The organism is Nocardia jinanensis (assembly GCF_014645735.1).
In the GTDB taxonomy this organism is placed as follows: Bacteria; Actinomycetota; Actinomycetes; order Mycobacteriales; family Mycobacteriaceae; genus Nocardia; species Nocardia jinanensis.
In genome coordinates, this window is record NZ_BMMH01000003.1 from 11925 (window position 1) to 32106 (window position 20182).

A 20182-nucleotide genomic window follows, 5' to 3' on the forward strand; every position below is an offset into this window, starting at 1 on the left:
ACGGCGCGGGCCACATTCGCAGGAACCCGGCCGGACCGGCCGGGGGTGTCGGATCCCGCCGATAGCATCCGGGCCATGCATTCGATCAGTATCGCGCAGCGCCGCGCCCGGATCGGCGTCCGGCACCGGCTCGCCGGCGCGTACCGCAGCGCCGATCCGGCCGAGATCACGCGGTCGATGGTGGTGCTGCACGCCACCGATCCGGCCACTGTGCATTTGTCCGTGGCGGCGCGGGGTCACGGCCTCGGTCCCGCGCAGGTGGAGCAGGCCTTGTACGAGGACCGGTCGCTGGTGCGGATGCTGGCGATGCGGCGCACCATGTTCGTCGCACCGGCCGATCTGGTGCCCCTGCTGCACGCCTCCTGCGGCGCCGATCTCGCGGCCAAACAGCGCCGGACCTACGCACGGTTCCTGGAGCAGGCGGGGATCGGCGACGGTGACGCCCCGGGCTGGCTCGCCGAGGTCGCCGATCGCACGCATCGGGCGTTGCTGGTACGGGGCAGCGCCACCGGGGCCCAGTTGAGCAAGGACGTTCCCGAACTGCGCACGCAGATCGATACCGCGCCGGAGAAGTCGTACTCGCGGCCGACGAATATCACCAGCTGGGTACTGGTGCTGCTCGGTACCGAGGGCCGGATCGTACGGGCCCGGCCGAACGGCACCTGGTCGAGCAGTCGGTATTCGTGGGCGCCGGTGGAATCCTGGCTCCCCGCTCCCCTCGGCGATATCGGGATCGAGCCGGCCCGTACCGAACTCGTCCGGGCCTGGTTGCACACCTTCGGGCCCGCGCCGATAGGCGATATCAAATGGTGGACCGGGTGGACGCTGGGCCAGGTACGCAAGGCACTCACCGGGATCGATACCGTCGAGGTCGATCTCGACGGTATCGAGGGTCTGCTTCTGGCCGACGATCTCGAGCCGGTGGCCGATCCGCCACCGTGGGCCGCACTCCTCCCCGCACTGGACCCGACTCCGATGGGCTGGCAGGCACGCTCCTGGTATCTGGGTGAACATCAGCCGCGGCTGTTCGACCGCAACGGCAATATCGGGCCGAGTATCTGGTACGAAGGCCGGATCGTGGGCGGTTGGGCCCAGCGCAAGGACGGCGAGATCGTGACCCGGATCCTGGAGGACATCGGTGCCGAGGCCACGGCGCTGGTCGCGACCGAGGCCGAACGCGCCGCCGGCTGGTTCGGTGCGGTACGTCCGATCCCCCGCTTCCGGACGCCTCTGGAGCGGGAACTGACGGCGTGAACTCGATACCGCTCCCCAGCTGGATCGTCCGGTACCCGAATTCGGGTTGTGGCGCACCTGCCGGGTGACGCGGCCCGCTTCCGTCCCAGTTGCGCGTCATCAGATGGTTCTTGGCCAGCTCGAGCTGCAGCGCTCCCGCCGCGAGACTGCCCGGTGGGGCGCGGCCGTACCGCGCCCGCGACTCCGACTGATTCCGGTCGCCCGGGTGCGCGGAGAAAGCTGGTCCCGGGCAAGCCCGCGGTCGAGAGCATCGGCGACGCCGGAGCGAACAGATAGTGGTCGCGGCCTCCCTTGCGCAGGACACCGCAGGTGTCCGCCCGGCGATCAGCCACCGGTGTGATCGTCCAGTATCCGCGTCAGCAGGGCGACCAGGGTGCGGCGCTCGGCGCCGGACAGGGCGGCGAGCAATCCGTCCTGCGCCTGGTCCAGCCTGCGATCCAATTCGGCGAGATGCTGAGCACCCGGCTCGGCGAGGGTGACGATATTGCGACGGCGGTCGTCGGGATCCGCTGTCCGGTCCGCGAACCCCCGTGCCACCAGTTCGTTCAGTACCGCCACGATATCGCTGCGGTCTATTCCGGTACGGCGCCCGAGTTCGGCCTGGCTCGCCGGGCCGCCTTCCCGGAGGGTGGTGAGCACCGCGTAGTGGTATCTGCGCGATCCGGTGTCGGCCAGGGCCTGTTCGGTGGCCCGGTCCGCCAGCAGCGCGGTCTGGCTGATCAGCCGGGTGGGCAAGGAACGGAGTCTGGCCGGGGCTCCCCGGTGCGCGGACTTCATAGCGACAATCTACCAACCGATCGTTGGCGCCACCTACGAAGCGGTAGACAACCGGCCCGGCCGATGCTCGACCTCCTCGAACGGACGGGCGGGCGAGAACTTGTTCGGCCCAGATGACCGTGCCGAGAACCGACCCGGCAGCCGGGCCCATGGGACGGCAGGTGATTCATGTCGTTGCCCACGGCGCGCGGACGAGCGCCGCGAGATCATCGCCGGAGAGTTCGATATCGAATACCTCGGACAGCGTTTTCGGTACCTCGGACAGTTCCAGCTCGCGTGACCGGCTGGAACCGTCGGGGAACTCGGTGGTCAGGGTGCGACCGTCCAGTGTGTGGTGCACTCCGGGCAGAAAACGCTGGACGAACGGACGCTGGGTGAACGGCGAGCGCGGTGAGGTGGCGACGAAATGGTTGCCCACCTCGTAGTCGATCCGGTACTGCGGATCCAGAGTGAACGTGTAGCGGTCGACCCAGCCGGCGCCCGCGAACTGATGTAGTACCCACTGGTCGGCGCCGAGCTCTCCCCGGGAGCGTTCCAGCCGGAACCGCCAGCCGCCGAGGAGGAACTCGTCCGGCTCGTCGACGAGGGCATAGGGTTCGGACGGCCCGGCGCCGAAGCCCACATCCGCGAGCCACACCCGGTCGTCATCGGCGACGGTGATCCGCAGCAGCGCGTGGGTCGCCGGACGTAGACCGCCGGACCCCATGGTGACCCGGCCGGACAATCCGGTGACCCCGAACCCGAAACGCTCCAGCGCCGCCGCGAACACAACGACGTTCTCGTAGCAGTAGCCACCGCGCCGCCGCCGGATCAGTTTGTCCTGCAAGGTTTCCAGGTCCAGCGGGACCGGACGCCCCAGCACCGCCTCCAGGTTCTCGAACGGTACGGCGGTGGTGTGCGCGGCGACCAGGTCGCGCAGTACCGACAGCGTGGGAGTGCGTGGGCCGCTGTATCCGATCCGCGCCAGGTACGCGTCCAGATCGAGTGCGTCGCCGTTCCAGTGATAAGCGGCATCCGCCGGCTTCGACATGAACATCCTCTTTCGTCCGGGTCCGACACAGGCAACCGCCCGGGCCTCACGGATGTTCCGACGAGGCCGCTGTTCGCGCGCTACATATCGAGACCGAGGTCGAGTACCCGGACCGAGTGGGTCAGGGCTCCGACGGCCAGATAATCGACCCCGGTCCGCGCGTAACCGGCGGCCATGTCGAGGGTGAGACCACCGGAGGATTCCAGTTTCGTCCCGGGAGCGGTGGCGTTGCGGCGCTGGACCGCGGCCTGGGTCTGCCAGAGCGGGAAGTTGTCGAGCAGGACCAGTTGGACGTCCTCGCCCAGTACGGCATCGAGCTGGGCGAGATCGTCGACCTCCACCTCGCAGTCGATATCCGGCGCGGCCGCGCGCACCGCGCGCAGCGCCGCGACCACCGAACCCGCGGCGACGACGTGGTTGTCCTTGATCAGCGCGGCATCGCCCAGGCCCATCCGATGGTTCACCCCGCCGCCCGCACGCACCGCGTACTTCTGCAGGGCGCGCAGGCCGGGCAGGGTTTTGCGGCTGTCCCGGATACGGCAATCGGTGCCGTCGACCGCGTCCACCCAGGCGGCGGTGGTGCTGGCGATTCCCGACAGGTGACACATCAGGTTGAGCATGGTGCGTTCGGCGGTCAGCAGACCACGGGTCGGCGCCATCAGGCCGAGGACCGTCTCCCCCGGCGCGATCCGGGTGCCGTCGGGTACCCGTTCGGTGACCTCGTAGCTGCCGGCCCCGATCACCTCGTCCAGTACGAGAAGCCCGATATCGATTCCGGCGACCGTGCCGGGCTGCCGGGCCACCACCGCGGCCTTCACCACCGCGTCCGCGGGGACAGTGGCCGTGGTGGTGATATCGGGCCCGTACCGCAGATCCTCGTCCAGTGCGGTACGGATGACACCGCGAACTTCCTCGAGATCCAGGCCGGGATCCAACGTCATTGCCTACTCCTCACTTTCCGAATCCCCACGGACAGGATCGTGGGGATCGCTTCGTTATCGGACGACGGACCGGCCGGGCCCGGTACCGGGCCGGTGATGCGCGTCCACGCCCTTCGATTTCACGACGATGCCGGCATCGGAGTCGGTTCCGCGATCACTCGCGGCACGCCACCGTCGTCGAGTCGCACCACGGTCGCCCGTGCCATGCTCCGCGCCGGGCGCGGATGATCCGAGCGGGTGTGGCAGCCGCGGCTCTCCGTGCGCACCCGCGCCGCCAGCAGCAGTGCCCGTGCCGTCACGGTGAGCGCGGCGTCCTCGAATCGGGCGATGAGACTCGCCGCGGCCCGGCGCGCGGGAACGTCGACGCCCGCATCGGGCGATTCCCCGGCACTCGCGGTATCGAGTATCCGGGCCGCTCGCGCCAGACCGGCACCGTCACGGACGACCGAGGCGTGATCGGTCATGGTCTGCTGGAGCACGCTGCGGGCGAGCGCGGGCCGGACCGTTCCGGACCCACCCGCGATATTCGCCGGTTCACCCAGTCGCTCGATCGCCGCGAGCCCGGCCCGCTCGCCCATCACCAGACCCTCGAGCAGGCTGTTGGAGGCCAATCGGTTGGCTCCGTGCAACCCGGTGCGCGCGACCTCTCCGGCCGCATACAGCCCTGGCACGCCGGTTCGCCCTTGCAGATCGGTGAGCACACCGCCGCATTGATAGTGCGCCGCGGGCGCGACGGGGATCAATTCGCGGCGGGGGTCGATCCCCGCCGCGCGGCAGGACATGGTGATCGTCGGGAAACGCCGGGCGAATTCGGGAATCTCCCGGGCATCCAGGTACACATGGTCGTCGCCGAGCAGCCGCATCCGGGCCGCGATGGCCCGCGACACCACGTCCCGGGGCGCCAGATCACCGCGTGGGTGTATCCCCGCGGTCACCGAATCACCCCGCGAGTCCACCAGGCGCGCGCCCTCGCCGCGGACCGCCTCGCTGATCAGCGGCTGCCGTCCGAAACCGTCGGGCGTGTAGAGAACAGTGGGATGGAACTGCACGAATTCCAGATCCGCCACCGCCGCACCCGCCCACAACGCCAGCGCCACACCGTCGGCCGTCGCTCCGGCCGGATTGGTGCTCAACGCGTACAGCTGCCCGAAACCGCCGGTGGCGAGCAGCACCGCGGGAGCGTGTACCAGGCCGATACCGCCATCGGAGACCGCGACGACACCCTGGACCCCGGAGGTATCGGTAACGACTTCGAGTACCGCGGTCCCGAAAAGCACCGGCAACCCGGCCGCCGACAACGCCCGCTGTACCTCCGCACCGGTGGCATCACCCCCGGCGTGGATGATGCGGCGGGTGCTGTGCCCGCCCTCCCGGGTCCGCGAGACCTCCCCGTCCCGGCCGAGGTCGAACACCGCGCCCAGGTCGGTGAGGGCGGCCACCGCATCCGGGCCGCCCTCGACGATCGAGCGCACCGCGTCGGGCTCGCACAGGCCGCCACCCGCGGCGAGTGTGTCGGCGACATGGGATTCCACCGAATCCCCATGCGGCGCTACGACGGCGATACCGCCCTGCGCGTATTGGGTGGCGGTATCGGCCGGTCCACCCTTGCTCAGGATCAGCACCCGCAATCCGGCCCGCGCGGCCGCCCGGGCCGCGGTGAGCCCGGCGACCCCGCCGCCGATCACGACCAGGTCGGCGCGGGCCTCCCACATCCGATCCGATTCATCGATCATCACGTACTCCACGCCGGTCGAACCGGTGTCACATCCGGACCGGCGTCATTCCCCGCCGCCGGGGTTGCCGATCTCGATCATCCGCTGCACCGAATGCCGGGCCAGCGCCGCGGTATCCGGGTCGACGTGCACCTCGTCGCGGTTCTCCTCCAGGCAGCGCAACAGTGCGGCCGGGGTGATCATCTTCATGTACTTGCAGGCCGCGCGGTCGTTGACCGCCTGGAAATCGATACCCGGGGCGGCCTTGCGCAACTGGTGCAGCATGCCGATTTCGGTCGCGACCAGTACCTGGCTGGATTTCGCGGCACGGGCGGCGTCGATCATGCCGCCGGTCGACAGGATGTGCACCCGGTCGGCCGGGAATTCGCCCTCACCGGCCAGGTACAACGCGGAGGTGGCGCAGCCGCATTCGGGGTGCACGAAGAGTTCGGCGTCCGGGTGCGCGCGGGCCTGCGCGTTGAGTTCGTCGCCGTTGATCCCGGCGTGCACATGGCATTCGCCCATCCAGATGTGGATGTTCTCGCGACCGGTCTCGCGCTTCACATGCGCGCCGAGGAACTGGTCGGGCAGGAACAGCACCTCGCGGTCCGGGTCGATCGAGGCGACCACGTCCACGGCGTTCGAGGAGGTGCAGCAGATATCGGTGAGACCCTTCACCGCGGCCGTGGTGTTCACATAGGACACCACCACCGCCCCCGGGTGCTCGGCCTTCCATTCGCGCAGTTCCGCGGCCGTGATCGAATCCGCCAGCGAGCAGCCCGCGCGCTCGTCGGGGATCAGCACGGTTTTCTCCGGGCTCAGGATCTTCGCGGTTTCGGCCATGAAGTGCACACCACAGAAGACGATCGTCTCCTCGGGCGCCTCGGCCGCGATCCGGGACAGCGCCAGCGAATCCCCGACGTGGTCGGCCACATCCTGGATCTCGGGCAGCTGGTAATTGTGCGCGAGAATGGTGGCGTTGCGCTGCCGCGCAAGGCGTTTCACCTCGGCCGCCCACTCCGGTGTCGCCTCGACCCCCGTATAGCCCGACGGCCCGTCGGTGATCCGCTCCCGCAGTGCGGTACCCGGCGCCGGGGCCAATTCTGCTCCCATCGTCGCCATGGTCGCTCCTTCCTCCGCGCGATCGGCGCCTCTGCCGATTCGCACTCAACCAGGTTTTCGACTTATGATCGAAAACGTGGACCAGTTTAGCACCATCCATGAATCGCTCACCGCGGTGTTCCAGGTTCGCCGCTTCCCCACCGGCAATACCGCAGGTGAGGGCGGTGCGAGCGCCGGCGGCCGGCGTCGGCAGCGGGAACTCGCGGTCCTGCTCTGGCAACGCGCCCTGGATCCCCAGCACGGCACCTGGTCGCTCCCCGGCGGCCGGCTACGCAACGACGAGGACCTCGACGCCTCGGCCCGCCGGCAGCTGGCCGAGAAGGTGGACGTCCGCGAAGTGGACCACCTCGAGCAACTATCGGTGTTCAGCGCCCCCGACCGCATCCCCGGACCACGCCGGATCGCGTCTGCCTACCTGGGCCTGGTCCCGCTCACCGCCGACCCGCACCTACCCGACGACACCGCCTGGCACCGGGTCGCCGCGCTACCGGAGATGTCGTTCGATCACGGCACAGTCGTCGAGCACGCCCGCGCACGCCTGGCCGCGAAACTCTCCTATACCAATATCTCGTTCGCCCTGGCGCCGGATCGGTTCACCATGTCGACTCTGCGGGAAATCTATTGCGCCGCACTGGGATACGATGTCGATACCACGAACCTGCAACGCGTCCTGACCCGGCGCAGGGTCATCACCCCCACCGGCGACACCGCCGCCCCCGGCCGCGCGGGCGGGCGGCCCGCCTCGGTGTACCGATTCAGCGATTCCGGCCTGCGCGTCACCGACGAGTTCGCCGCACTACGGCCCCGCGCCTGACAGGCCCGCCCCGCGCGAGAAAGGCCGAGTCCGCCGCACTACAGCCTCGCGTCCGACCGGGACCCGGCCACGTGAGAAGCCGCGTATCCCCGCCGGGCCACGATCAGGTCCGCAGCTCGGGCCGCGGTACCTGTTGCGTCCCCTGCCGCCGAGCCGAGCGATCCAGCGGCCAGGCGATCAGCTCTATCACCCAGAACAGCAGCAGGAACACTGTGACGGTCACCGTGGGGATCAGCAAGAACAGAATGGAGAACACCGCGAGCACGGCGAACACGGCCAGGGCCGCCGGGGACGCCCCCCGCAATCGGCTGCCGAAACGCACCGCGGTCCACATCATCCAGCGGCGCGGCAGCGAGACCGCGCATTCGCGCAGGGCCCGCCGGAACAGCCCGTCGGCGTCGACCTTGCTCACCAGTTCCGAGCGCAGCAGATAGTCGTGCAGAATCGCCGCCCGCGTGTACACGCCGTAGCGGGGTATCAGCCACACCACCGGCCGCGGTACCGAGGCGAAATCGGTACGGAATCCGACGGGTACCTCGAAATGCTCGTCCGCGCCCGCGTAACCCAGCGGCTCCCGGACCCTCCAGAACGTCCCATCGATCTCCTCGACCACGAGCGCGCTGGTGAACCCCACGACGTCATCTCCCTGTCCTCCAGTCGAATTCGCCCAGCTTACGACCGTCGGTACCGACTCGCGCGCTCGAGCGCGACGCGGGCCCATCCACCGGGACTCCGGCAGGGTTCGCGGAATCGGCGGGGGCACCGCCCGATCCGGCGACCATCGGATCGAGCCTCGGCTCGCCATCGACTCGGCGGGGCCTTCGGTTCGACCGGCCTTCAGGCCGATGAGCTCGGAGGGGCCTCGGGCGAATCTCCGGCGGCATGCCCGCCGGGCCCGGCGGGCGCACCGGCTCGGGCCGGGTCGCCGGTGGGCGCCGGGCCGGGCGGAACCGGTTGGTACGGCGCGTCTACGCGCTCGGGGTCGGCGTAGGGCTGGGGCCGCGAGTCACCGAACGGGCTCGCGAAGCCGGTCCCGAGATCCTCCGCCGGACTGAGCCCGGCCAGGATCAGGATCACCAGCCCGGCCAGCAACGGCTGGACCACCAGCGCGAACTGACTTCCCAACTCCACGGGCAGCGCGACGATCCGGCCGACCGGCGGATCATCCGGCCGCGGATTGTCCCAGGTGACCACCAGATCCCCGATCCACGCCATCACCCAGGCGCCGGCCGCCGAACCGAGCAGCAGGCCCGCGCACTGGATGGGACCGCGCATCCGGCGCCACCGCCACGCGGCGACCGCGGACAGGAAGCCGGTGACCGCACCTGCCCCGGCGAACAGCGCCGTCGCGTCGAATCGGTGCAGGCTCTCCCCGACCAGGGCGGCGCCGCGGCCCGGTTCGACGACCAGCACCCGTTCGGTGGGCGCCAGCAGACCCCACAGTGCCCCGACGAGCAGGCTCACCAGCACCGTCGCGAACAGTAGTACGAGGGCGGCGCGCAACTCGCGACGCGTCCCGGCCCGACTCCGACCGGGCATCACTACCGCCTCTCCAGGCTCGCGGAGTCGATCATCGGATGCCGCGAGCATTTCGCCCACCAGCCGTCGGGGTCGATCTGTACGACCATGCGGCGGCCACAGTGTGCGCAGAACCGCGGCGGTTCCAGTCCCAGTTCCACGGCTCGGGCGGTCGGTTCGTCGAGCCCGGGCACAACAGGCCGGCCCGTGAACGGGTTGTAGCGCGCGTCCATATCGCCGACAGTACTCACGGGATCGGCCTTTCCCCGGCTGACGTCGCCGATCAGAATGTCTCGTTGAGTGCCTTGATGGGCATCTCGAGCTCGCCCAGCAGGTCCAGATCCTTTTCGGCGGGGCGCCCGAGCGTGGTGAGGTAGTTGCCCACGATCACCGCGTTGATCCCACCGAGAATGCCCTTGCGGGCGCCGAGATCGCCGAGTGTGATCTCGCGGCCGCCGGCGAACCTCAGCAGGGTGCGGGGCAGCGCGAGCCGGAATGCCGCGACTGCGCGCAATGCGTCGCCGACCGGCAGGACCTCCAGATCGCCGAAGGGGGTGCCGGGGCGCGGGTTCAGGAAGTTCAGCGGAACCTCGTCGGGATCGAGTCCGGCCAGATCCGCGGCGAATTCGGCACGCTGTTCCAGCGTCTCGCCCATACCGAGGATGCCGCCGCAGCAGACCTCCATCCCGGCCGCGCGCACCATCCGCAGGGTGTTCCAGCGTTCTTCCCAACTGTGCGTGGTGACCACGTTCGGGAAGTAGGACCGCGCGGTTTCCAGGTTGTGGTTGTAGCGGTGCACACCCATCGCCGCCAGCTGGTCGACCTGATCCTGTGTGAGCATGCCCAGCGAGCAGGCGACCTGGATGTCGACCTCGTTGCGGATCGCTTCGACGCCCGCGGCGACCTGCGCCATCAACCGTTCGTCGGGACCGCGCACCGCGGCGACGATGCAGAATTCGGTGGCGCCGGTCTTGGCGGTCTGTTTGGCCGCCTCCACCAGGCTCGGGATATCCAGCCAGGCCGCGCGTACGGGCGATTGGAACAGACCCGATTGGGAGCAGAAATGGCAGTCCTCCGGGCAACCGCCGGTCTTGAGGCTGATGATGCCCTCGACCTCCACCTCGGGACCGCACCACTTCATCCGCACCTCGTGGGCGAGTTCGAGCAGTTCTTCGAGGCGGTCGTCGCCGAGGCGCAGGACGGCGAGCGTCTGCTCCCGGGACAGGCCGGTCCCCCGGTCGAGTACCTGCTCCCGTGCCACGGCGAGTACGTCCTCGGCGGTCACGGCGGTAGCGGCGTTCATGACGGGTGCCCGGTTCACTGGCGAATCCCTTCGTCCGGCGGATTTTTCCTGGTCCCGGCCTTCGCGGAACACAGAACTTGAACGGTGTTCAAGACAGGGTAGCGCCAAAGCTTGAACAGCGTTCAGGCTGGGGTAGCGTCAAGAGGAACCGCAGCCGGATCGGGAGGACAGCACCGTGCAGCTACACCGGGACGACGTCGTGGACGGCGCCGTCACCATCCTCGACCAGTACGGTCTGGCCGACCTCACCATGCGCCGCCTCGCCGGGGCGCTGAAGGTCCAGCCGGGTGCGCTGTACTGGCATTTCCCGAACAAACAGGCCCTGCTCGGCGCGGTGGCCGACCGGATCCTCGCACCCATGGAACAGCCGGTCGGCGCCGGCGACTGGGCGGGAGCGCTCACCGAGCTCGCCCACCGGTTGCGCGACTGCCTGCTCACCTATCGCGACGGCGCGGAACTGGTCTCGGCCACTTACGCCTCCCGGCTGACCACCAGCAAGGGCCGGGAACGCCTCGCCGCCGCCGTCATCCGCGCCGGCATCCCCCGCGACGAGGCCGAACTCGCCGCGTACACGCTGCTGTACTACGTGCTCGGGCATACCGTCGACGAACAATCCCGGATGCAGATGGACTCCGCCGGCGCCCTCGCCGCAGACTCCGGAACCCTCGTCGAATCCGACGATCCGACGGCCCGCTTCGACTTCGGCCTACAGCTGTTCACCGCCGGTATCCGGCACCGGCTCGGCGCCGATATCCGCTGACGGACCGGCCGGAGTCCACCATCGATCCGGACGCTGTGCGCAACCTTGAACACCGTTCAAGTATGGTTCCCACGTGACCTCCGATCCACTGGCCTGGCTCGACGACCGCGCCGCCGCGCGCGTGACCGCCGGATTGCGGCGCCGGCTACGTCCGCGGGCGGCAGCGGCGACAAGCCTGGATCTGGCCTCCAACGACTACCTCGGACTGACCCGGCACCCCGAGGTGATCGCGGGCGCGATCGAGGCCGTGCACCGGTGGGGCGCGGGGTCCACCGGTTCACGGCTGGTCACCGGTACCACCACCGAACACGAACTACTGGAGGCCGAACTCGCCGAATTCACCGGATTCGCGGCCGGGCTGGTTTTCGCCTCCGGCTATGCCGCCAATCTGGGTGCGGTCACCGCCCTCGCCGGCCGGGGTTCGCTGATCGTCTCCGACGCCGGCTGTCATGCCTCGCTCGTGGACGCCTGCCGGCTCTCCCGTGCCCGGGTGGAGATCGCCCCGCACCGCGATATCGCCGCGGTGCGCCGGGTTTTGGCGACCCGGGGCGAGGAGCGCGCACTGGTCCTCACCGATTCGGTGTTCAGCGCCGACGGTGATCTCGCGCCGCTGGCCGAACTCCACCGGGTGACCCGCGCACACGGGGCGGTACTGCTGATCGACGAAGCCCACGGGCTGGGGGTTCGCGGAACCGGCGGGCGCGGGCTCGTCCATGAGACGGGTCTGGCCGGAGAACCCGACGTGGTCGTGACCGCCACCCTGTCGAAAGCCCTCGCCGCCCAGGGCGGCGTGGTCCTGGGTGCCGAACGAGTGCGCGCACACCTGATCGATACCGCCCGCACGATGATCTTCGATACGGGTCTCGCGCCCGCCGCCGTGGGTGCGGCCCGCGCCGCGCTACGGATCCTGCGTCGGGACCGGGGACTCCCACGGCGGGTACTCGACCGGGCGGCCGAAATCGCTCGGATCGCCGGCGTTCCCACCCCCGATTCCGCGGTCGTACCAGTGATACTGGGCGATCCGCGGGTCGCCTACGAAGCCGCCGCGGCCTGTCGCGCACAAGGTCTCGAAGTCGGCTGCTTCCGGCCTCCTTCCGTCCCCGAGGGCACCTCGCGGTTACGGATCACCGCGCGCGCCGACCTGTCGGCCGCCGACCTCACCGTTATCGACTCCGTCCTGACACCGGTCCTCGCCCGAGCCCGCAGCATCGGGGCGGTACCGGTATGACCCCCCTCTTGGTCACCGGAACCTCCACCGAGGTCGGCAAAACCGTCACCACTGCCGCCCTGGCCGCAGTGGCCCGCGCCGCCGGTCGCGAGGTCGCCGTATGCAAACCGGCCCAGACCGGTGTGGCCGCGGGCGAGCCCGGTGACCTCGCCGTCGTGACCGCGCTCGCCGGGGTGACCCGGACCGTCGAACCGGCCCGCTACCCCGAACCGCTGGCCCCCGATACCGCCGCCCGCCGGTGCGGCGCCCCGCTGCTCAGGCTGTCCGAAATCAGTACCGCGATAGCGGGTCTCGGATCGGCCGATCTGGTATTGGTCGAGGGCGCCGGTGGGCTGCTGGTCCGCCTGGGCGAATTCACCCTCCTCGACCTCGCCCGGGAACTGTCGGCGCCGGTGCTGGTCGTCGCCGCACCCGGCCTCGGCACACTCAACCACACCGAACTCACCACCTGGGCGCTCCGGCAGGCCGGGGTGGAATGCGCCGGCCTGGTCATCGGATCGTGGCCCGACCAGCCCGATCTGGCGATGCGGACCAACCGCGCCGATCTGCCGCGGGTCACCGGCGCCGCACTGGTCGGCTCGATTCCGGCGGGTGCGGGTTCATGGAGCCCGGGACGCTTCCGGGCCGCCGCCCCGGCATGGTTCGACCGGCGCTGGGCCGGACGGTATCTCGGATGGCCGTGCGTCGGACCGGAGATCCGCCCACCGGCCACCGCGTTCGCTCCATAGGCTGATACCCCCGGGCGATAGATTGGTGCCCCGGTTCTCCCACCAGGAGCAGACCAGGAAGGCACCGCATGCGCCCGCACCGGCCGACCGAACCCGATCCGGCCGACGCCGCGACCGCGCCGCTGTGGCGCGCGGTGCAGGCCTTCCGGCTGGTCACTCTGCTGTACGCGGTGGGTCAGCAGATCGCCTCGGTGCAGTATTACGAGAATCAGCGGCTGAGCTGGGCTTTCATCGCGATCATGGTGCTCTGGTCCGGGCTCTCCGCGCTGCTGCTCGCCCAGTGGCACACCCCCGATACCACGCGGACGCGGACGCTGGTGGTCGTCGGCGACCACCTCGTGGTCCTCGGCCTGATCGCGGCGACACCGCTGGTCGCCGACTACAGCTGGTATCACGGGCATCAACCCCTGCCCACCACCATGTGGTCGGCGAACGCGGTGATCTCGGCCGCGATCCTGCGCGGGCCCGTAGCGGGGATCGCCTCGGGGCTGGTCGTCGCGGCCGCGATCATCACCATGCGGCAGCAATGGGGGCAGGACGTCTGGGCCGATGCCACCGCACCGGTGCTGGTCTCGGTGGGATTGGCCCTGGGCCTGGCCGCGAATACCGCGCGACGCGCCCAGGAACAACTCCAGCGCGCGGTACGCCTCACCGCGGCCGCCGAAGAGCGGGAACGGCTGGCCCGCCAAGTGCACGACGGTGTACTGCAGATCCTCTCCTACATCAAGCGGCGAGGGAACGCGATCGGTGGTCCGGCCACCGAACTGGCCGAGCGGGCCGGGGAGCAGGAGATCGCGCTGCGGCGCCTCATCTCCGAACAGGGCGCCCCGGCCTCGGCCGACACCAGCACCATCGACCTGCGTCCGCTGCTCACCGCATACGCCGCGCCGGATGTGGTGGTCTCGACGCCCGGCGAACCGGTGCGGCTCGGCCGCTGGACCGCCGATGAGATCGCCGCGGCCGTAGCGGCCGCCCTCACCAATGTGGAACTGCACGCGGGCCCCGAAGCCCGGGCCTTCGTCCTGCTCGAGGACACCGGAACGGAACTGATCGTGAGTGTGCGCGACGACGGTATCGGTATCGCGCCCGGCCGGCTCACCGAGGCGGAGAACGAGGGCCGGATGGGGGTGTCGCGGTCCATCACCGGCCGGATCGCCGCCCTGGGCGGCACCGCCGAACTCCTCACCGCGGCAGCGGTGGCCGAGGGCACCGAATGGGAGTTCCGCATACCCCGCAGTTGATCGGCCCCGGCCGGTCGGCGGTGGTCACGACCTCGGCGAGACCGGCGGTTCTGGCAGTATGGGAGCGGCGCCCGAACGCGGAAGGAGCGGCGGCGTGGCCGATGAGGCGACAGAGACGATTTCGGTGATGGTGGTCGACGACCACCCGATCTGGCGGGAAGGGGTGGCCCGCGATCTCACCGAAGCCGGTTTCCGGGTGGCCGCCACTGCCGAGAACGCCACGGCCGCCGCCCGCCGGGCCGCCGCCACCCGGCCACAGGTGGTGCTGATGGATATGCAACTGCCCGACGGCAACGGTGCGCTGGCCACCGCCGACGTGCTGCGGGTATCCCCGGAGAGCCGGATACTGGTGCTCTCGGCGTCGGGTGAACGCGACGATGTGCTGGACGCGGTGAAGGCCGGGGCGTCCGGGTATCTGGTCAAGAGCGCCTCCGCCGCCGAACTCGTCGCCGCGGTCCGGGCGACCGCCGCCGGGCAGGCGGTGTTCACGCCCGGGCTCGCCGGGCTCGTCCTGGGTGAGTACCGCCGGATGGCCACCGCCCCGGCCGATCCCGGCGAGCCGCATCGGCCCGCGCTCACCGACCGGGAGACAGAGGTCCTGCGTTTGGTGGCAAAAGGCCTGTCCGCCAGGCAGATCGCCACCCGGTTGGATCTGAGTCACCGGACGGTCGAGAACCATGTGCAGGCCACGCTGCGCAAACTCCAGCTCGCCAACCGGGTCGAACTCACCCGCTATGTGATCGAGCAGGGCCTCGACGAGTAGCGCGGTGCCGTCGGCGCCCGAAATCGGGTAGATCCCGGCCGTGGTCCGAGTAGTCCTACTCATCCTCGCGACCCGCTCGCCGCCGACCATCGATATATGACGACTTCGATCGATCCGGCACTGGTCGCCCGCCTGTCCGGCGAGTTCACCACGATCGCCGGAGATTTCACCGCGCTCGGCGGTCAGCTGAGCACTCTGGGCCGTGATCTGGAGGTCCTGCATCGGCAGGTACGCGCGGCGGCCCCGGCGCAATCGGACGCGGAGGCCGCACCGACGGTCGCGCCCGGCAGCGTGACCCGGGCGACCCCCGAATCCGCGGCGCGGGAGCCCGTTCCCCAGCCCGCCACACCGGACGTGGCGGGGACGCCCGGTGTGCGGGTGAGCGGGCCCGCGGATCACCCCACCGCATCTGGAGCTCCGGCACCGGCGCATCCCGCACCAGCCCCCTGGGGTGTCCCGGCGCACACCACCCCTCAGCTGTCCTGGCCGGTCCCGCCGCCGCGCCCGCACGGCAGATATGCCGGTGCATACCCGATATATCGGAACCAGCCCGCGCCCCCACCGGGACCTCCCCGCCGCGGCCCCACCCGCCTGTCCGTCCCCCGCACGCCGTGGTGGCAACGCGAAGGCGTGATCAGCCGGGTGCTCGCGGTCGCGGGTGTGGCGGTGACCCTCATCGGTGTCGTGATGCTGCTGGTTCTGGCCGCCCAGGCCGGTATCTTCGGGCCGGTCCCGCGGGTCGTCGCCGGGGCCGTGTTCTCGGCGATCCTCGTCGGATCCGGGATCCGGGTGTTCCGGCGCACCGGCGGCCGGGTCGGCGGAATCGCCTTGGCCGCGACCGGTTTCGCGGGCGCCTACCTGGACGTGGTCGCGACGACCACGATCTACGACTGGCTGCACCCGGTTCCGGGGTTCGCCGTCGCGCTCGGGGTCGCGGCCGCCGGAGTCGGGCTGGCGGTGCAGTGGCGGTCCCAGGCCCTGGCGGTACTCGTCGTCGCCGGAGCCGCGGTCCTGGCCCCGTTCGTCAGTACCGAGCTCTCGCTGCTCGCGTTCCTCATCGTGCTCCAGCTGGCCTGTGTACCGGTGCAATACCGGCACGACTGGCCGTTCCTGCACCTCGTGCGCACGGTTCCACCGGTACTCGCCACCCAGATCGCCGTGGTCGCCGCGGCGATCGGCGCCGACGACCCGGGCCGGTCGGTGCTGGTGCTGATGGCGGCGGTCGCGGTCGCCGTGGTGGGTCTGGCGGGAACCCTCGTCGTGGTGCGGCACCGCCCCGGCGATATCGTCGCCACCCTCACCTTCGCACTCGCCACCACGCCGCTGCTCGCCGCGCCCGCGCTGTTCGACCGACCGGCCGCGACGGTGATCTCGTCCGTGTACGCGGTGATCTTGCTGGCCCTCGCCGCGACCCCGCTGCTACCGAAAGTGCGCGATACGGCCCGTATCCCGGGCCACACCGCCATCGTCGCGGCCGTCGCCGGTTCCTTCGCCCTGCTGGAAACCTGCTGGGGTGTGACCACCGCGGCCACCCTCCCGCTGGGGCTGTTCCTCGTCGCCGGTTGCTACCTGGCGATCGCGGGCCGCACCCGCAGTCGGGTGGCGGCGGCACTGGGCGCCGGACACGCCGCGCTGGGCGGGCTCGCGTTCCTCGGGGTCGCCGGACCGGGCACCCTTGCCACCGAATGGATCGCCGTCCGCGAACTCTCGGCCGGCACCGCGGCCTCGGCCATCGCCGGACTCGGGATGGTCGTGGTGGCACTGTGGGGGTCGGGCCGGCTCGCCGGCCCCGCCGCACCGCGGCGTCCCGGAGGTTCCGCCGCCGACACTCGCAGCTCGGTGCTGTGGATCGGGGCCGGCGCCGCCGCGTTGTATCTGGTCACCGCCGCGACGGTATCGCTGGGGGTGCTCGCCGATAACGCCGACGGATTCGTCATCGGGCACAGTATCGCCACCATCGTCTGGATGGCCGGGGCACTGGCCGCCCTGCTCTACGGTCTGCGTTCGCTGAGCGCGGAGACACCGACGGCGGCCAAGGTCGCGCTCGGGTCCGGTCTGCTGGTCACCGCCGCCGCACTGGCGAAGCTGTTCCTGTTCGACCTGGCCACCCTCGACGGCCTCATCCGGGTGACCGCCTTCCTCGTGGTCGGTGTGCTGCTGCTCATCGCCGGCACCCGCTACGCCCGGGCTTTCGCCGAAACGGGTGCGAGGGACGACGAATCCCCGTCGTCGGCCGAGTCACGCTGATCTCGTCGACCGAGCCGCGCTGATCGGTCCCGGTGCCGCTACGGCACTGTCCCGGTGCCACCCGGCATCGGGACAGTGCCTTTCGCCGTTCAGGAACCGGTGCGAGCCGCCGCGACCATGGCGGTGGTGACAGTCGCGATATCGGCGGTATCGCTGATATACGGCGGCATCGCGTAGATCAGGTTGCGGAACGGCCGGATCCAGGCGCCCGCGCCGACGGCGGCTTCTGTCGCCGCGCGCATATCCACCGGACGGTCCAGTTCGATCACCCCGATACCGCCGAGTACGCGCACTTCGGTGACGCCCGGGATATCCCGCGCCGGTGCCAGACCCGCCCGCAATTCGGCACCGATCCGCGCCACCTCACCGCGCCAGTCCCGTGACAGCAGCAGTTCCACCGAGGCGACCGCGACGGCGCAGGCCAGCGGATTGCCCATGAAGGTCGGTCCGTGCATGAGACCACCGTGCGCGGCGCTGATCGTCTCGGCGATCTCGGTCGTGCACAGGGCGGCGGCCAGCGTCATGTACCCGCCGGTGAGCGCCTTGCCCACACATATGACATCCGGCGCCACCAGCGCCTGTTCGGCGGCGAAGAGGGTGCCGGTACGCCCGAACCCGGTCGCGATCTCGTCGAATACCAGCAGGACCTGATGCTCGTCGCACAGGCGCCGCAGATCGGCCAGGTAGCGGGGGTCGTGCCAGCGCATCCCCCCGGCCCCTTGGACCACCGGTTCCACCACGATCGCCGCCAGTTCCGACGCGTGCCGCGCCACCGCGTGCTCCAGTTCCCGGACGTAATCATCGTGATAGTCGCGGGGCGGCGCGGGGACGAAGACCTGTTCGGTCAGCACATCGGTCCACAGCGCGTGCATCCCGCCTTCGGGATCGCACACGCTCATCGGCGTGAAGGTATCGCCGTGGTATCCGCCGCGCCAGGTGAGGAGGCGTCGTTTACCGGGGCGGCCCACCGACCGCCAGTACTGCAGGCACATCTTCACCGCGACCTCCACGGCGACCGAACCGGAATCACAGAGGAAAACCCGGTCGAGCCCGTCGGGGGTGTGCCGCACCAGCAGTTCGCACAGCCGGGCGGCCGGTTCGTGGGTGAGCCCGCCGAACATCACATGGCTCATCCGGCGGGATTGGGCCAGCAGTGCCTCGTCGAGCACGGGGTGGCGGTAACCGTGTACAGCGGCCCACCACGAACTCATCCCGTCGACCAGTTCCCGCCCGTCGGCCAGCGTCAGACGGGTGCCCGCGGCCGCGGTGACAACGAGGGGTTCGGTGCTGGGCGGAAAGCCGCCGTAGGGGTGCCATACGTAGCGCGCGTCGAGTTCGGAGATCTGCGCGGCGGTGAGTTCTGCGGGCGCGACGAGCACGGCGGTCCTCCACGTCATAGTGCGGCCGGACCCGGCCACACGAAACCTTGAACACCGTTCAAGTTACCAACCCCGGCCGGACGAGTTCCACGGCAGGGACGAATCGGCCCGGGCGCACGACTTCTACGCGTCCGGCGATGCCGCGGCCGGCTCCGGCTGCCCTCCCAGCACCGCCGTCACCCGGACCAGAAGCCGCCGCAACTCCCTCACACCAGCTTCCCCCACGTCCGCCCGGATCCGGTCCTCGATCCGCGTGATCCGCTCCCCGGCCAGCCCGAGGGCCGAACGCCCCGCCTCGGTGCACACCACCAGCCGGGCGCGCCGATCCCGGGGGTCGACCTGCCTACGCACCAATCCGGCCTGCTCGAGCTGACTCACCAGTTCGCCCATCGACTGCTGTGTCATCCTCGCGGCTTCGGCCAATTCCCCCACCCGCGATCCCGACGGTTCCAGGTACCGGAACACCGCATAGTGCGCGGGCCGCAGCTCACCGGGCAGCCGCGCGCGCAGCTCGTCGTTCAGCTCGGATTCGACGGCCCGGGTAGCCAGCGTGAGCAGTTTCAGCAGCGAGAGCGGGGGCGTTGACATATTAGGAAGGTAACCTTTCTAATTGAGCAATGACAAACCGAGTCATCACCTTCCGTAACGGCCACCGCGTGACCGTGCTCGACGAGGGCACCGACATCGACGGCCCCTATCTGCGACTCCGGCACGAACTGCCCGCCCCGGGCAGGCAGGCGGGTCCGCACTGGCATCCCGTACTCACCGAGGCATGGACCGTGCGGCAGGGCGCACTCGCATTCCGGATCGACGGCCGCGAGATCACGGCCGGCCCCGGCGATACCGTGCGCGCGGCTGCCCGTACCGTGCACGAGTTCCGCAGCGAGGCGCCCGATACGGTGCTCGACCACGAGATCCGCCCACCGCTGCGCCATCTGGAAATGTTCACGTTGTGGAGTGCCCTGGACCGCGCGGGCGCCACCACCCGCTCCGGAGTTCCGCGCAACCCGCTGGCACTCGCCTTGCTCTGGGAGATGCAGGACGGATACCTCGCCGGAATCCCCGCCCGGCTCCAGCGCACCGTTCTCGGCGGGCTCGCCGCAATCGCCCGGCGAACCGGTTACGCGAACCGCTGGACCGCTCCGGCGGACTCGAACTGAATGAACCACCGGCGACCCCTGGTATCCGCGCGCGGGATTGGCGCTAGTGTCATGTCCATGCACGCGTCCGACTCGCCGCACGAGGAAGTGGCACCGCCGGTGCCGTAGCCGAGTAGCACCTGGTCATCCGGCGATGCCGAGCATCCACGCTGACCGGCCGGTCCCAGCACCCGCGCTGCCGGACCCGGCGCCCTCCCCGCCCGCC

20 protein-coding genes are annotated in these 20182 nt (G+C 70.2%); 9 read left to right on the forward strand and 11 right to left on the reverse strand.

The window, feature by feature from the left end:
• The first annotated feature begins 75 nt into the window (after positions 1-75).
• Positions 76-1254 (forward strand): winged helix DNA-binding domain-containing protein, encoded by a 1179-nt coding sequence (locus IEY68_RS08795; RefSeq protein ID WP_058856673.1) that lies wholly within the window; start codon positions 76-78, stop codon positions 1252-1254.
• Positions 1255-1578: 324 nt separating this feature from the next.
• Here the strand turns inward: IEY68_RS08795 and IEY68_RS08800 are convergent, their stop codons facing one another.
• The 5 genes from IEY68_RS08800 to nadA all read right to left on the reverse strand — a co-directional run bounded on the left by IEY68_RS08800 (position 1579) and on the right by nadA (position 6836).
• Positions 1579-2031 (reverse strand): MarR family winged helix-turn-helix transcriptional regulator, encoded by a 453-nt coding sequence (locus IEY68_RS08800; protein ID WP_058856666.1) that lies wholly within the window; start codon positions 2029-2031, stop codon positions 1579-1581.
• A 166-nt stretch (positions 2032-2197) separates the two neighbouring features.
• Positions 2198-3061 carry an arylamine N-acetyltransferase family protein gene (locus IEY68_RS08805; RefSeq protein WP_058856674.1) on the reverse strand — a complete coding sequence of 288 codons (864 nt, stop codon included), beginning with the start codon at positions 3059-3061 and terminating at the stop codon, positions 2198-2200.
• An 80-nt stretch (positions 3062-3141) separates the two neighbouring features.
• A complete protein-coding gene (nadC, locus tag IEY68_RS08810) occupies positions 3142-4002 on the reverse strand; it encodes a carboxylating nicotinate-nucleotide diphosphorylase (protein WP_058856667.1) in 861 nt (286 codons plus the stop codon).
• Between the two features lie 119 nt (positions 4003-4121).
• Positions 4122-5735 carry an L-aspartate oxidase gene (locus IEY68_RS08815; protein ID WP_058856675.1) on the reverse strand — a complete coding sequence of 538 codons (1614 nt, stop codon included), beginning with the start codon at positions 5733-5735 and terminating at the stop codon, positions 4122-4124.
• 45 nt (positions 5736-5780) lie between these two features.
• A complete protein-coding gene (gene nadA / locus IEY68_RS08820; protein ID WP_058856676.1) occupies positions 5781-6836 on the reverse strand; it encodes a quinolinate synthase NadA in 1056 nt (351 codons plus the stop codon).
• Between the two features lie 64 nt (positions 6837-6900).
• On the opposite strand from nadA, the gene IEY68_RS08825 reads away from it, so the two are divergent.
• Positions 6901-7650 (forward strand): NUDIX hydrolase, encoded by a 750-nt coding sequence (locus IEY68_RS08825; protein WP_058856668.1) that lies wholly within the window; start codon positions 6901-6903, stop codon positions 7648-7650.
• A 103-nt stretch (positions 7651-7753) separates the two neighbouring features.
• Here IEY68_RS08825 and IEY68_RS08830 read toward each other — a convergent pair whose 3' ends face one another.
• The 4 genes from IEY68_RS08830 to bioB all read right to left on the reverse strand — a co-directional run bounded on the left by IEY68_RS08830 (position 7754) and on the right by bioB (position 10471).
• Positions 7754-8284: a DUF1353 domain-containing protein gene (locus IEY68_RS08830; RefSeq protein WP_058856669.1), complete on the reverse strand. Its 531-nt coding sequence runs from the start codon at positions 8282-8284 to the stop codon at positions 7754-7756.
• A gap of 203 nt (positions 8285-8487) precedes the next feature.
• On the reverse strand, positions 8488-9189 hold the full coding sequence (locus IEY68_RS08835; RefSeq protein ID WP_063916301.1) for a DUF2567 domain-containing protein: 702 nt from the start codon (positions 9187-9189) through the stop codon (positions 8488-8490).
• Positions 9190-9191: 2 nt separating this feature from the next.
• Complete coding sequence (gene bsaP, locus IEY68_RS08840) at positions 9192-9401, reverse strand: biotin synthase auxiliary protein BsaP (protein WP_062998306.1); 210 nt, start codon at positions 9399-9401, stop codon at positions 9192-9194.
• A 50-nt stretch (positions 9402-9451) separates the two neighbouring features.
• Positions 9452-10471 (reverse strand): biotin synthase BioB, encoded by a 1020-nt coding sequence (bioB, locus tag IEY68_RS08845; protein ID WP_062998233.1) that lies wholly within the window; start codon positions 10469-10471, stop codon positions 9452-9454.
• A gap of 175 nt (positions 10472-10646) precedes the next feature.
• Between bioB and IEY68_RS08850 the strand changes: the two genes are divergently transcribed.
• The 6 genes from IEY68_RS08850 (at position 10647) to IEY68_RS08875 (ending at position 17438) form a co-directional block, all read left to right on the forward strand.
• Positions 10647-11231 carry a TetR/AcrR family transcriptional regulator C-terminal domain-containing protein gene (locus tag IEY68_RS08850; protein ID WP_062998235.1) on the forward strand — a complete coding sequence of 195 codons (585 nt, stop codon included), beginning with the start codon at positions 10647-10649 and terminating at the stop codon, positions 11229-11231.
• A 73-nt stretch (positions 11232-11304) separates the two neighbouring features.
• Positions 11305-12459, forward strand: coding sequence for an 8-amino-7-oxononanoate synthase (locus IEY68_RS08855; RefSeq protein ID WP_062998237.1), 1155 nt, complete (start codon positions 11305-11307; stop codon positions 12457-12459).
• The gene (bioD, locus tag IEY68_RS08860; protein WP_062998239.1) at positions 12456-13187 is read left to right on the forward strand and encodes a dethiobiotin synthase; all 732 of its coding nucleotides are present in this window, start codon (positions 12456-12458) and stop codon (positions 13185-13187) included. The genes IEY68_RS08855 and bioD overlap by 4 nt, the downstream gene beginning before the upstream one ends.
• Before the next feature lie 68 nt (positions 13188-13255).
• The gene (gene macS, locus IEY68_RS08865; RefSeq protein WP_062998241.1) at positions 13256-14428 is read left to right on the forward strand and encodes a MacS family sensor histidine kinase; all 1173 of its coding nucleotides are present in this window, start codon (positions 13256-13258) and stop codon (positions 14426-14428) included.
• A 58-nt stretch (positions 14429-14486) separates the two neighbouring features.
• A complete protein-coding gene (locus IEY68_RS08870) occupies positions 14487-15191 on the forward strand; it encodes a response regulator (RefSeq protein WP_189094172.1) in 705 nt (234 codons plus the stop codon).
• 96 nt (positions 15192-15287) lie between these two features.
• Positions 15288-17438, forward strand: a complete 2151-nt coding sequence (locus IEY68_RS08875; protein ID WP_062998245.1) for a DUF2339 domain-containing protein — start codon at positions 15288-15290, stop codon at positions 17436-17438.
• Positions 17439-17527: 89 nt separating this feature from the next.
• On the opposite strand, the gene IEY68_RS08880 is transcribed toward IEY68_RS08875, so the two are convergent.
• Together IEY68_RS08880 and IEY68_RS08885 are read right to left on the reverse strand one after the other, a co-directional pair.
• Entirely contained in the window at positions 17528-18835 is a 1308-nt protein-coding gene (locus IEY68_RS08880) for an adenosylmethionine--8-amino-7-oxononanoate transaminase (protein ID WP_062998248.1), read from the reverse strand.
• 105 nt (positions 18836-18940) lie between these two features.
• On the reverse strand, positions 18941-19405 hold the full coding sequence (locus IEY68_RS08885) for a MarR family winged helix-turn-helix transcriptional regulator (protein WP_062998250.1): 465 nt from the start codon (positions 19403-19405) through the stop codon (positions 18941-18943).
• 29 nt (positions 19406-19434) lie between these two features.
• Here IEY68_RS08885 and IEY68_RS08890 point away from each other — a divergent pair, with 29 nt between their 5' ends.
• Positions 19435-19977: a cupin domain-containing protein gene (locus IEY68_RS08890; protein WP_062998252.1), complete on the forward strand. Its 543-nt coding sequence runs from the start codon at positions 19435-19437 to the stop codon at positions 19975-19977.
• Positions 19978-20182 lie beyond the last annotated feature (205 nt).